Annotated in this window: 11 protein-coding genes; all 11 read left to right on the forward strand. The window is 58.2% G+C overall.

Annotation, left to right across the window (positions count from 1 at the left end):
• Window positions 1–12: 12 nt before the first annotated feature.
• The 11 genes from gmd to wcaM all read left to right on the forward strand — a co-directional run bounded on the left by gmd (window position 13) and on the right by wcaM (window position 13,662).
• Complete coding sequence (gmd, locus tag HII27_RS05700) at window positions 13–1,134, forward strand: GDP-mannose 4,6-dehydratase (protein ID WP_185666986.1); 1,122 nt, start codon at window positions 13–15, stop codon at window positions 1,132–1,134.
• Between the two features lie 2 nt (window positions 1,135–1,136).
• Window positions 1,137–2,102, forward strand: a complete 966-nt coding sequence (gene fcl / locus HII27_RS05705) for a GDP-L-fucose synthase (protein ID WP_185666987.1) — start codon at window positions 1,137–1,139, stop codon at window positions 2,100–2,102.
• Window positions 2,103–2,105: 3 nt separating this feature from the next.
• Window positions 2,106–2,585: a GDP-mannose mannosyl hydrolase gene (locus tag HII27_RS05710; RefSeq protein ID WP_185666988.1), complete on the forward strand. Its 480-nt coding sequence runs from the start codon at window positions 2,106–2,108 to the stop codon at window positions 2,583–2,585.
• Window positions 2,582–3,805, forward strand: coding sequence for a colanic acid biosynthesis fucosyltransferase WcaI (gene wcaI, locus HII27_RS05715; RefSeq protein WP_185666989.1), 1,224 nt, complete (start codon window positions 2,582–2,584; stop codon window positions 3,803–3,805). The genes HII27_RS05710 and wcaI overlap by 4 nt, the downstream gene beginning before the upstream one ends.
• Window positions 3,806–3,808: 3 nt before the next feature.
• Complete coding sequence (gene cpsB / locus HII27_RS05720) at window positions 3,809–5,245, forward strand: mannose-1-phosphate guanyltransferase (protein ID WP_185666990.1); 1,437 nt, start codon at window positions 3,809–3,811, stop codon at window positions 5,243–5,245.
• Window positions 5,246–5,351: 106 nt separating this feature from the next.
• Window positions 5,352–6,722: a colanic acid biosynthesis phosphomannomutase CpsG gene (gene cpsG / locus HII27_RS05725; RefSeq protein ID WP_185666991.1), complete on the forward strand. Its 1,371-nt coding sequence runs from the start codon at window positions 5,352–5,354 to the stop codon at window positions 6,720–6,722.
• Window positions 6,723–6,841: 119 nt separating this feature from the next.
• Window positions 6,842–8,236, forward strand: a complete 1,395-nt coding sequence (gene wcaJ / locus HII27_RS05730; RefSeq protein WP_185666992.1) for an undecaprenyl-phosphate glucose phosphotransferase — start codon at window positions 6,842–6,844, stop codon at window positions 8,234–8,236.
• Window positions 8,237–8,245: 9 nt separating this feature from the next.
• A complete protein-coding gene (locus tag HII27_RS05735; RefSeq protein WP_185666993.1) occupies window positions 8,246–9,727 on the forward strand; it encodes an MOP flippase family protein in 1,482 nt (493 codons plus the stop codon).
• Between the two features lie 30 nt (window positions 9,728–9,757).
• Window positions 9,758–11,038, forward strand: coding sequence for a colanic acid biosynthesis pyruvyl transferase WcaK (gene wcaK / locus HII27_RS05740; RefSeq protein WP_185667048.1), 1,281 nt, complete (start codon window positions 9,758–9,760; stop codon window positions 11,036–11,038).
• Window positions 11,035–12,258: a colanic acid biosynthesis glycosyltransferase WcaL gene (wcaL, locus tag HII27_RS05745; protein ID WP_185666994.1), complete on the forward strand. Its 1,224-nt coding sequence runs from the start codon at window positions 11,035–11,037 to the stop codon at window positions 12,256–12,258. Before wcaK ends, wcaL begins: the two co-directional genes overlap by 4 nt.
• 9 nt (window positions 12,259–12,267) lie before the next feature.
• Window positions 12,268–13,662, forward strand: coding sequence for a colanic acid biosynthesis protein WcaM (gene wcaM, locus HII27_RS05750; protein WP_185666995.1), 1,395 nt, complete (start codon window positions 12,268–12,270; stop codon window positions 13,660–13,662).
• Window positions 13,663–13,741 lie beyond the last annotated feature (79 nt).

The raw sequence follows: 13,741 nt of genomic DNA on the forward strand, positions 1-13,741 counted from the left end.
GAGGAAAATATAATGTCGAAAGTCGCACTTATTACCGGCGTAACCGGGCAGGATGGTTCTTATCTGGCGGAACTGCTGCTGGAAAAAGGGTATGAAGTTCACGGGATCAAACGTCGTGCTTCCTCTTTTAACACCGAACGTGTCGATCACATCTACCAGGATCCGCACAGCAGTAACCCGAAATTTCACCTGCACTATGGCGATTTGACCGACAGCTCCAACCTGACGCGTATTCTGCAGGAAGTGCAGCCGGACGAAGTGTACAACCTCGGTGCGATGAGCCACGTGGCGGTGTCGTTTGAATCCCCGGAATATACCGCCGACGTGGATGCGATGGGCACGCTGCGCCTGCTGGAAGCTATCCGCTTCCTGGGCCTGGAGAAGAAAACCCGTTTCTATCAGGCGTCCACCTCTGAACTGTACGGCCTGGTGCAAGAGATCCCGCAGAAAGAGACCACGCCGTTCTACCCCCGCTCGCCGTATGCCGTTGCCAAACTGTATGCCTACTGGATCACCGTCAACTACCGTGAATCCTACGGTATGTACGCCTGTAACGGCATCCTGTTCAACCACGAATCCCCGCGCCGTGGCGAAACCTTCGTGACCCGCAAAATCACCCGCGCGATTGCCAACATCGCCCAGGGTCTGGAGAAGTGCCTGTACCTTGGCAACATGGACTCCCTGCGTGACTGGGGCCATGCCAAAGACTACGTCAAAATGCAGTGGATGATGCTGCAGCAGGAACAGCCGGAAGATTTTGTTATCGCCACCGGCGTGCAGTATTCCGTGCGCCAGTTCGTTGAAATGGCGGCAGCACAGCTCGGTATCAAACTGCGCTTTGAAGGCACCGGCGTGGAAGAGAAGGGGATTGTAGTCTCCGTCACCGGTCATGATGCGCCGGGCGTGAAGCCGGGTGATGTGATGGTGGCCGTTGACCCACGTTACTTCCGTCCGGCGGAAGTGGAAACCCTGCTGGGTGACCCAACCAAAGCGCACGAAAAACTGGGCTGGAAACCGGAAATCACCCTGCAGGAGATGGTCTCTGAAATGGTCGCTAAAGACCTTGAAGCGGCGAAAAAACACTCCCTGCTGAAATCCCACGGTTACGAAGTGGCGATCGCGCTGGAGTCTTAAGCATGACCAGAGAACGCATTTTTGTGGCGGGCCACCGGGGAATGGTGGGCTCTGCCATCGTCCGACAGCTTGAGCTGCGCGGTGACGTGGATCTGGTTCTGCGCAGCCGCGACGAGCTTAACCTGCTGGACAGCCGCGAGGTGCATGACTTCTTCGCCCGCGAAAATATCACTCAGGTGTATCTGGCGGCGGCGAAGGTGGGCGGTATTGTCGCCAACAACACCTTCCCGGCGGACTTCATCTACGAAAATATGATGATTGAAAGCAACATCATTCACGCAGCGCATACGCACAACGTGAACAAGCTGTTGTTCCTCGGTTCATCCTGTATTTACCCGAAGATGGCCAACCAGCCGATGCACGAGAGCGAGCTGCTGCAGGGCACGCTCGAAGCCACCAACGAGCCGTACGCGATTGCCAAAATCGCCGGGATCAAGCTGTGCGAATCCTACAACCGTCAGCACAACCGCGACTATCGCTCGGTGATGCCGACCAACCTGTACGGGCCGAACGATAACTTCCACCCGAGCAACTCCCACGTGATCCCGGCGCTGTTGCGTCGCTTCCACGAGGCGGTGCAGAAGAACGATGCCGACGTGGTGGTGTGGGGCAGCGGTACGCCAATGCGCGAGTTCCTTCACGTCGATGATATGGCGGCCGCCAGCATCCACGTGATGGAGCTGGACCGCAGCGTGTGGCTCGACAACACCCAGCCAATGCTGTCGCACATTAACGTCGGCACCGGCGTTGACTGCACCATCCGCGAGCTGGCGCAGACGCTGGCGAAAGTGGTGGGCTTTAAAGGCCGCGTGGTGTTTGACGCCACCAAGCCGGACGGGACGCCGCGCAAGTTGCTCGACGTATCGCGCCTGCATCAACTGGGCTGGTATCACGAGATTTCGCTGGAGGCTGGGCTTGCCAGCACCTACCAGTGGTTCCTCGAAAACCAGCACCGCTTCCGGGGGTAACGCATGTTTCTGAGCGAGGAGGCGTTTGCCACCGTGGTGCAGTCTACGCCGCTGATTTCCATCGATCTGATCGTGGAGAACGCGCAGGGCGAGTTTCTGCTGGGTAAACGCACCAACCGTCCGGCGCAGGGATACTGGTTTGTCCCTGGCGGACGGGTACAGAAAGATGAACCGCTGGCCGAGGCGTTTGCTCGCCTCACCCTGGCGGAACTGGGGCTGAGCCTGCCGATGACGGCAGGCCGCTTCTACGGCGTCTGGCAGCATTTTTATGACGACAACTTCTCGGACGCGGACTTCTCGACCCACTACATCGTGCTGGGGTTCCGCCTGCAGGTGGACGCCGAGGCGCTCACGCTCCCGGAGGCTCAGCATAACGACTACCGCTGGATGAGCCCGAAGGCGCTGCTGGCGGCGGACAACGTCCACGAAAACAGCCGTGCCTACTTCAGGGTCGACAAAATGGCCGAGGTACCGGGCTTATGAAGATTCTGGTGTATGGCATTAACTACTCGCCTGAACTGACCGGCATCGGCAAATACACCGGCGAGATGGTGGAGTGGATGGCGCGTCAGGGCCACGAGGTACGGGTGATTACCGCACCGCCGTACTACCCGGAGTGGCAGGTTGGCGTGAACTACTCCAGCTGGCGCTATCGCCGGGAGGAGGGTGAGGCCACCGTGTGGCGCTGCCCGCTGTACGTGCCGAAGCAGCCCTCGACGCTCAAGCGCCTGCTGCATCTTGGCAGCTTTGCGCTCAGCAGCTTCTTCCCGCTGATGGCCCAGCGGCGCTGGAAGCCGGACCGCATTATCGGCGTCGTACCGACCCTGTTTTGCACGCCGGGCATGCGCCTGTTAGGCAAACTCTCCGGGGCGCGCACGCTGCTGCATATTCAGGATTATGAAGTCGACGCCATGCTAGGTCTCGGCATGGCCGGTAAAGGCAAGTCCGGCAAGGTGGCGAAGCTCGCCAGCGCTTTTGAGCGCAGCGGCCTGCACAACGTCGACAACGTCTCGACGATCTCGCGTTCGATGATGAACAAAGCCTGCGAGAAGGGCGTACCGGCGGAGAAGGTGATCTTCTTCCCTAACTGGTCTGAAGTATCGCGTTTTCGCGAGGTGTCCGAAACGCGGATTATCGCGCTGCGTCAGCGTCTGGGTCTGCCGGGCGAGCGAAAAATTGCGCTCTATTCCGGCAATATCGGTGAAAAGCAGGGGCTGGAAAGCGTCATTACCGCCGCTGAGCAGCTCCGCGAGCAGCCGCTGCTGTTTGTGATTGTCGGCCAGGGCGGCGGCAAAGCGCGGCTGGAAAAGATGGCCGCCGAACGCGGGCTGGATAACGTGAAGTTCCTGCCGCTGCAGTCTTATGACGATTTACCCGCCCTGCTGGCGATGGGGGACTGCCATCTGGTTATCCAGAAGCGCGGCGCGGCGGATGCGGTACTGCCGTCCAAACTGACCAATATTCTGGCGGTGGGCGGCAACGCGGTGATCACCGCAGAGGCGGACACCGAGCTTGGACAGCTTTGTCTCGACAACCCAGGCATCGCGGTATGCGTCACGCCTGAATCGGTTCCGTCGCTGGTGGAAGGGATTGAACAGGCGCTGAGCATGCCAAAACGCAACGCGGTAGCCCGCGCCTGGGCAGAACGCTCGCTCGAAAAAGAGCACGTTCTTAACCAATTTATTGCTGATATTCGGGGTTAAACGATGAGTCAATCTACGCTTTTCCCGGTCGTGATGGCCGGTGGCTCGGGCAGCCGCCTGTGGCCGTTGTCCCGAGTGCTGTACCCCAAGCAGTTCCTATGCCTGAAAGGGGACATGACCATGCTGCAGGCCACGGTTAACCGCCTGGAAGGGGTGAAATGTGCGAGCCCGGTGGTTATCTGCAACGAGCAGCACCGTTTTATCGTCGCCGAGCAGCTGCGCCAGCTGAACAAGCTGACCGAAAACATCATTCTGGAACCCGCTGGGCGCAACACCGCCCCGGCAATTGCGCTGGCCGCGCTGGCTGCTATGCGCCGTGAGCCGGATAACGATCCGCTGATGCTGGTGCTGGCGGCAGACCACGTTATTCAGGACGAAGATGCCTTCCGCGCCGCGGTACGCGATGCCACACCGTACGCCGAAAGCGGCAAACTGGTGACGTTCGGTATCGTGCCGAGCCTGCCGGAAACCGGCTATGGCTATATTCGTCGCGGCAACGTGAGCCCGGCTGCCGGTGAGGCGTTGGCGTTTGAAGTGGCGCAGTTTGTCGAAAAACCGAACCTTGATACCGCTCAGGCCTACGTCGCCTGCGGTGAGTACTACTGGAACAGCGGCATGTTCCTGTTCCGCGCCGGCCGTTACCTGGAAGAGCTGGGCAAATATCGCCCGGACATTCTTCGCGCCTGCGAAAAAGCGATGAACGTCACCGACCCGGATCTCGATTTTATCCGCGTCGAGGAAGAGGCTTTCCTGAGCTGCCCGGATGAATCTATCGACTATGCGGTGATGGAACGCACCAACGACGCGGTTGTGGTGCCGATGGACGCTGGCTGGAGTGACGTCGGCTCCTGGTCATCGCTGTGGGAAATCAGCAACCATACGCCGGAAGGCAACGTGCACCACGGCGATGTGATCAGCCATAAAACCGAGAACAGCTACGTCTACGCGGAATCAGGCCTGGTGACGACCGTCGGGGTAAAGGATTTGGTGGTGGTGCAGACCAAAGACGCGGTGCTTATCGCCGATCGCAACGCAGTGCAGGACGTGAAAAAGGTGGTCGAGAAAATTAAGGCCGATGGCCGCCACGAACACCATATCCATCGTGAAGTCTATCGCCCGTGGGGCAAATATGACTCTATCGACTCCGGCGATCGCTACCAGGTGAAGCGCATCACCGTGAAGCCGGGCGAGGGACTCTCTCTGCAGATGCATCACCACCGGGCTGAACACTGGATTGTGGTGGCCGGCACCGCCAAAGTGACCCTCAACGATGAGATAACCCTGCTGGGTGAAAACGAATCCATCTACATCCCGCTGGGCGTGACACACTGCCTGGAAAATCCGGGGAAAATTCCGCTCGACCTGATTGAAGTGCGCTCAGGCGCCTATCTTGAAGAGGACGACGTGGTGCGATTCGCCGACCGCTACGGGCGCGTCTAGCGCGCCTATTCTGCCCGATGGCGCTGCGTCATCCGGCAACTCACGATATGAAAAATCATGACCCTCACCGGTCAGGGCCAACCGTTGCCTGAAGAAAGGTAAAAACATGAAAAAGCTGACCTGTTTTAAAGCCTATGACATCCGCGGCAAGCTGGGCGAAGAGCTGAATGAAGAGATTGCCTGCCGCATTGGTCGCGCCTATGGCGAGTACCTGAAACCGAAAACCGTGGTGCTGGGTGGCGATGTCCGCCTGACCAGCGAGGCGTTGAAGCTGGCGCTGGCACGCGGCCTGCGCGATGCGGGCGTGGACGTGCTGGATATCGGCCTTGCCGGTACTGAAGAGATCTACTTCGCCACCTTCCATCTCGGCGTAGACGGCGGCATTGAAGTGACCGCCAGCCATAACCCGATGGACTACAACGGCATGAAGCTGGTGCGCGAAGGCGCGCGGCCGATCAGCGGTGACACCGGGCTGCGTGATATTCAGCGTCTGGCGGAAGAGAACTTCTTCCCGCCGGTGGACGAAGCAAAACGCGGCGGCTATCAGCAAATTAACCTGCGCGATGCCTACGTTGAGCATCTGCTGGGCTACATCGATGTGAAAAATCTCACCCCGCTCAAGCTGGTGATTAACTCCGGCAACGGCGCGGCGGGCCCGGTTATTAATGCGCTGGAAGCCCGCTTCAAGGCGCTGAACGTGCCGGTCAGCCTGATTAAGGTACATAACAACCCGGATGGCAACTTCCCACACGGCATTCCTAACCCGCTGCTGCCGGAGTGCCGCGATGACACCCGCGATGCGGTGCTGAAGTACGGTGCCGATATGGGCATCGCCTTTGACGGCGATTTCGACCGCTGCTTCCTGTTCGACGAGCAGGGGCAATTTATCGAGGGCTACTACATCGTTGGCCTGCTAGCGGAAGCCTTCCTCGAGAAAAACCCCGGCGCGCGCATTATCCACGACCCGCGCCTGTCGTGGAACACCGTCGACGTGGTGACCGCCGCAGGCGGCACGCCGGTGATGTCGAAAACTGGTCACGCGTTTATCAAAGAACGTATGCGCAAAGACGACGCGGTGTACGGCGGCGAGATGAGCGCCCACCATTATTTCCGCGATTTTGCCTACTGCGACAGCGGGATGATCCCGTGGCTGCTGGTGAGCGAACTGCTGTGTCTGAAGGGCAAAACCCTGGGTCAACTGGTGCATGACCGCATGGCGGCATTCCCGGCAAGCGGGGAGATCAATAGCCAGCTGAAAGCGCCGTCTGAGGCGATTGCCCGGGTAGAGGCGCATTTTGCCGGCAGCGCGCTGGAGATTGACCGTACCGACGGTATCAGCCTGGCGTTCGCCGACTGGCGCTTCAACCTGCGTTCGTCGAACACCGAACCGGTGGTGCGCCTGAACGTGGAGTCTCGCGGCAATACGCCGCTGATGCAGGCGCGAACGCAGGACATTCTGGCGCTGCTTAATCAGTAACAATTTCCCCCCTCACCCTAACCCTCTCCCCACAGGGGAGAGGGGACCGTCTGGTTTTCTCCCTCGCCCCTGTGGGGAGAGGGCCGGGGTGAGAGGGAACACATTGAATAGGACCAACGATGACGACTCTAAAAAAGCGCGAACGAGCCAAAACGAATGCATCGTTAATCTCCATGGTGCAACGTTTTTCAGATATCACCATCATGATAGGTGGGCTGTGGCTGGTGTGTCAGGCCGTCGCGTTGCCGTTTTTGTACCTGCATCTGCTGATGGCGCTGGTCACGCTGGTGGTATTCCAGATGATCGGCGGGATCACCGACTTTTATCGCTCATGGCGCGGCGTCCGTATCACCACCGAGCTATTACTGCTGCTGCAAAACTGGACGTTGAGCCTGGTCTTTACCGCTGGGCTGCTGGCGTTTAACGATGACTTCAACACCAACTTCGCCATGTGGCTGGCGTGGTATCTGCTGAGCACCATCGGCATGCTAGCCAGCCGGGCGTTTATCCGTTACGGCGCGGGCGTGCTGCGCCATCGCGGCTACAACACCCGCTATGTGGCGGTGGCTGGCGATATGCCGGAAGGGCAGGCGCTGCTGGAGAGCTTCCGCAATCAACCGTGGCTTGGCTATGCGGTAGTGGGCTGCTATCACGATGCAAAACCGGGCGGCGTGAATACCGACTGGATGGGCAACTTCGAGCAACTGCTTGACGACGCCCGCTGCGGCAAGATTCACAACGTCTATATCTCCATGGCGATGCAGGACGAGCTGCAGATCAAAAATCTGGTGCGCGATCTCGCCGACACCACCTGTACCGTGCTGCTGATCCCGGACGTCTTCACCTTCAACATTCTGCACTCCCGCGTCGAAGTGGTGAACGGCATTCCCGTCGTCCCGCTATATGACACCCCGCTCTCCGGCGTAAACCGCATCCTGAAACGACTGGAAGATATCGTGCTGGCCAGCGGCATTCTGCTGCTTATCTCTCCGGCGCTGTGCTGTATTGCGCTGGCGGTGAAGCTCAGCTCGCCTGGGCCGATTATTTTCCGCCAGACCCGCTATGGCATGGACGGTAAGCCTATCAAGGTATGGAAATTCCGCTCCATGAAGGTGATGGAGAACGACAAGGTGGTGACCCAGGCGACGCAAAATGACCCGCGCGTGACCCGTGTGGGCAACTTCCTGCGCCGGACCTCGCTCGATGAACTGCCGCAGTTTATCAACGTGCTCACCGGCGGGATGTCGATTGTTGGCCCACGTCCGCACGCCGTGGCGCATAACGAGCAGTACCGTCAGCTGATTGAAGGCTACATGCTGCGTCACAAAGTGAAGCCTGGCATTACCGGTTGGGCGCAGATTAACGGCTGGCGCGGCGAGACCGACACCCTGGAGAAAATGGAAAAACGGGTGGAGTTCGACCTCGAATACATCCGCGAGTGGAGCCTGTGGCTCGATATCAAAATTGTTTTCCTGACGGTGTTTAAAGGCTTCGTCAACAAAGCAGCCTATTGAGGACGCAACATGGGCTTACGAGAAAAAACCATCAACGGCGCCAAATGGTCGGCGATGGCAACGGTGGTGATTATTGGCCTCGGGCTGGCGCAGATGACCGTGTTGGCACGGCTGTTTGACGGCCACCAGTTTGGCCTGCTCACCGTGTCGCTGGTGATTATCGCGCTGGCGGATACGCTGTCGGATTTCGGCATTGCCAACTCGATTATTCAGCGCAAAGAGATTAGCCAACTGGAGCTGACCACGCTCTACTGGCTGAACGTCGGGCTTGGGGTGGCGGTGTTTGCGGCGGTTTATCTGCTGAGCGACACCATTGCGAACCTGCTGCATAACCCGGACCTGGCACCGCTGATTAAAACCTTGTCGCTGGCGTTCGTGGTGATCCCGCACGGCCAGCAGTTCCGTGCGTTGATGCAAAAGGAGCTGGAGTTTAACAAAATTGGTTCGATTGAGACCGCCGCCGTGTTGTCAGGCTTCACCTTCACGGTGATCAGCTCCTGCTTCTGGCCGCTGGCGATGACCGCGATCCTTGGCTATCTGGTTAACAGCACCGTGCGCACGCTGCTGTTTGGCTACTTTGGCCGCAAAATTTACCGCCCGGGCCTGCACTTTTCGCTCGCCACCGTGATGCCCAACCTGCGATTCGGCGCGTGGCTAACGGCGGACAGCATTGTTAACTACATCAGCACCAACCTCTCTACCCTGACGCTGGCGCGTATTCTCGGGGCGAGCGTTGCGGGTGGGTACAACCTGGCCTACAACGTGGCGGTGGTGCCGCCAATGAAGCTTAACCCGATTATCACTCGCGTGCTGTTCCCGGCGTTTGCCAAGATTCAGGACGACAACGACAAGCTGCGGGTGAACTTCTACAAGCTGCTGTCGGTGGTGGGGATTATCAACTTCCCGGCGCTGCTGGGGCTGATGGTGGTGAGCAATAACTTCGTGCCGTTGGTGTTTGGCGAGAAGTGGATGCACATCGTACCCATCCTGCAACTGCTGTGCGTGGTGGGACTGCTGCGCTCCGTAGGCAACCCGATTGGCTCGCTGCTGATGGCCAAAGCGCGCGTGGATATCAGCTTTAAATTCAACGTGTTTAAAACCTTTCTGTTTATTCCCGCGGTGATTGTCGGCGGGGAGATGGGCGGCGCGATTGGCGTGACGCTCGGCTTCCTGCTGGTGCAAATCATCAACACCATCCTCAGCTACTTCGTGATGATCAAACCGGTACTGGGGCCGGGCTACCGTGACTACCTGCTGAGCCTGTGGCTGCCGTTCCGGCTTTCGCTGCCCACGCTTATCACCAGCTATGCCGTCGGGCGACTGCTGGCGGCCAGCGTGTCGTTACCGATGCTGCTGGCGTTACAGGTGCTGGTGGGCGTACTCAGCTTTGCGCTGGTGATTGTGCTGTCGCGCAATAGCCTGCTGATTGAACTTAAAAAACCGCTCTGTCGGAGCCAGAAACTGAAGACGCTCCTACGCGTCCCTAATTGATTTGCTTGAAACCCCTTTGATGAGGCCATGATGAAATTATTAATTTTGGGAAACCACACCTGCGGCAACCGTGGCGATAGCGCCATTATGCGCGGCCTGCTCGATGCCATCGTCCGCCAACAGCCGGACGTAGAAATGGACGTGATGAGCCGTTTCCCGATCAGTTCCTCCTGGTTGCAGGGGCGTGAGATTATCGCCGATCCGTTGTATCAACTGAGCCAGAAGCAGCAGGCGGCAGGGGGGATGAGCGGGCGCGTGAAGAAGGTGCTGCGCCGTCGCTTCCAGCACAAGATCCTGCTGGCGAAGGTGACCGGCGAAGGCAAATTGCGGAACTTTGAGATTGCTCCGGAGTTCCATGAATTTGTACGCTTCCTCGGTAACTACGATGCGATTATCCAGGTCGGCGGCTCGAACTACGTCGATCTCTATGGCTTGACCCACTTTGAGTATCCGCTGTGCGCCTTTATGGCCAATAAGCCGATTTACATGATTGGCCACAGCGTTGGGCCGTTCCAGAACCCGGACTTTAACCAACTGGCGAACTACGCCTTTGGCCGCACTCATGCGCTGATCCTGCGTGAAACCGTCAGCCGTGAGCTGATGGCGAAAGCGGAGATCGATACCTCGAAAGTAGAGCAGGGCGTGGATACCGCCTGGCTGGTTGAGCATCGCAACGACAGCTTTGAACCGAGCTACGCGGTGCAGCATTGGCTGAACCTGACCGCGCAGCGCAAAACCGTCGCGATTACGCTGCGCGAGCTGGAGCCGTTCGATACACGCCTTGGCACCACCCAGCAGGCCTACGAAAAAGCCTTTGCCGAGGTGGTGAACCGGATGATTGCCGACGGCTATCAGGTATTAGCGCTCTCGACCTGTACCAGCATCGACCGCTACAACCGTGATGACCGCATGGTGGCGTTACGCATGGCGCAGTACGTCGAAAACCGCGAACACTTCCATATCGCCATGGATGAACTGAACGACGTGGAGGTCGGCAAGATCCTCGCCTCCTGCGAGCTGACCATCGGCACGCGTCTGCACTCGGCGATTATCTCCATGAACTTTGGCACCCCGGCAATTGCCATTAACTATGAGCACAAATCCGCGGGCATCATGCAGCAGCTTGGGATGCCGGAGATGGCTATCGACATTCGCCACCTGCTGGATGGTTCCATGCAGGGCGTGGTGGCCGATATTCTGAACCAGCTTCCGGCGCTGGGTGAGAAGGTGGCGACGGCGGTAGAAGGCGAGCGTCAGAAAGGCTTTAGCATGATTGAATCGGTGCTCAGCCGTATTCGGGAGGGCCGATGAAAGTCAGCTTCTTTCTGCTGAAATTCCCGTTATCGTCAGAGACCTTCGTCCTGAACCAGATTGTGGCGTTTATCGATATGGGCCATGAGGTAGAGATTGTCGCGCTGCAAAAGGGCGACCTCACCAACACCCATACCGCCTACACCCAGTACCGGCTGGCGGAGAAGGTCCGCTGGTTACAGGACGAACCCGCCAGCGCGCTGGAAAAACTGCGCTACCGTGCGTTCAGCACCCTGCGCGGCCTGCACCGTCCCGCCGTCTGGCGGGCGTTGAATACGCGTCGCTATGGGCAAGAGGCGCGCAATCTCATTCTTTCCACCATCTGTAGCCGCACGCCGGCGCCAATTGTGGCCGATATCTTTATCGCCCACTTTGGCCCGGCGGGCGTAACGGCGGCCAAGCTGCGCGAGCTAGGGGTGATTGACGGGAAAATTGCTACCGTCTTCCACGGTATTGATATCTCCAGCCGCGAAGTACTCAGCCACTATGGCGGGGAGTATCAGCAGCTTTTTCGGCGCGGCGACATGATGCTGCCGATTAGCCAGCTGTGGGCTGAACGGCTACAGGCGATGGGCTGCCCGGCGGATAAAATCACCGTCTCGCGGATGGGGGTGAATATGGACCGTTTCTCATTACGGCCTTTGAAAGCGCCGGACGACTGTCTACAGATTATCTCCGTTGCCCGGTTGACCGAGAAAAAAGGGCTGCACGTGGCGATTGAAGCCTGTCGCCAGCTAAAAGCGCAGGGAGTCAACTTTCGCTACCGCATTCTCGGCATCGGCCCGTGGGAACGGCGTTTGCGAACCCTGATTGAACAGTATCAGTTGGAAGACCGCGTGGAGATGCCGGGGTTTAAACCGAGTCATGAAGTGAAAATGATGCTTGATGAAGCCGACGTGTTCCTGCTGCCGTCGGTGACCGGCGCGGACGGCGATATGGAGGGGATTCCGGTGGCGCTAATGGAGGCGATGGCCGTGGGGATCCCGGTGCTCTCTACCGTTCACAGTGGGATCCCGGAGCTGATTGAGTCCGGGGATTCCGGCTGGCTGGTGGCCGAGAACGACGCACGGGCGCTGGCTGACAAGCTGAAAGCATTAGGGCGGATGGATGCGCAGAGCCTCCAGCCCGTACTTGAGCGGGCTCGTGAAAAAGTGGAAACCGATTTTAACCAGCAGGTGATCAACCAACAGCTCGCCCACCTGCTGTACACGCTTTGCTAAGGAGGTGCCATGCGTACTTTAACCCGACGACACTTTCTGACGGCCGGCGCGACGCTGGCCGCCTTGCCGCTGCTGCCCGTCGACCGCGCCCGCGCGGCAGGGCAATCTGCAGCGGCTGATATTCGTGATTTCTATCGTGACGGTGACTGGATCCGCGCGTTTAACGAGGCGTTCAGCAAGGCGGATACGGTCTCCGTTCCTGCTGGCGTGACCTGCGACAATATCAACACCGCCATCACCGTGCCGCCGGGCAAAACGCTGGCGGTTGCTGGGGCGCTAAAGGGCAACGGCCGCGGGCGGTTTATCCTGCAACAGGGCTGTAAAATTAGCGGCAGCGGCGAGGCGAGTCTCTATAACATCACCCTCGACGTCCGCGGTGGCGACTGCACGATTGAAGGGCTGACCATGAGCGGCTACGGCCCGGTGGCGCAGATATTCATCGGCGGCAAAGACAAGCAGCAGATGCAAAATCTTAACATTACCCGCCTCACCGTCACCAAAGCGAACTACGGTATTCTCCGCCAGGGCTACCACAATCAGTGGCAGGACGTCAGCATCACCCACTGCCATTTCAGCTACCTGCAGGGCGACGCCATCGAATGGAACGTGGCGATAAACGACAGCAATATCCTCATTTCTGACCATGTCATCGACCATATCGACTGCACCAACGGCAAGGTAAACTGGGGGATAGGCATTGGCCTCGCGGGCAGTACCTACGATAACGGCTACCCGGAAGACCAGGCGGTTAAGCACTTTGTGGTTGCCAACATCACCGGCAGCAACTGCCGCCAGCTGGTGCACGTTGAGAACGGAAAGCATTTTATTATTCGCAACGTCAAGGCCAGTAATATCACCCCGGAATTCAGCAAGCAGGCGGGAATAGATAACGCCACCGTAGCGATCTACGGATGTGATAATTTCGTTATCGATGGTGTTGATATGGTTAATAGCGCGGGAATGCTGATCGGCTATGGTGTTATCAAAGGTAACTATTTGTCGATACCGCAAAATTTCCGTTTGAATAATATACAGATTAATAATGAGAAGGCAGATACTAAGCTGCGGGGGATCCAGATCTCCTCAGGCAACGCACAGTCCTTCGTTTCTATCACCAACCTGAATCTGCGCTATGCCTCGCTGGCGCTGCACAACAAGCCACAGCATATTTTCATGCGTAATATCAATGTGATGCAGGTAGCAGCGCGTGAGCCAGCGCTGTCGCTCAACTTTGACTTGCGTAAGGATGTGCGCGGTAAATTTATGGCCAAACAGGATACGCTGCTGTCGCTGGCGCACGTCAACGCCGTTAACGAGAAGGGGCAGCCGTCGGTGGATATCGACCTTATTGATCAACATGTTGTTAATTCTGAACGGCTTAATTTCACGCTGCCGCGCCGCTAGCGGCAACTTCCCTGCCCATTCTCGGACTATATCCAGAGATTTCGCCTAACCCAAAGAGATACTATGAGAAAACAGGGTG

Origin of the sequence: Kluyvera sichuanensis (genome assembly GCF_014218705.1) — a bacterium.
Lineage (GTDB): Bacteria > Pseudomonadota > Gammaproteobacteria > Enterobacterales > Enterobacteriaceae > Kluyvera > Kluyvera sichuanensis.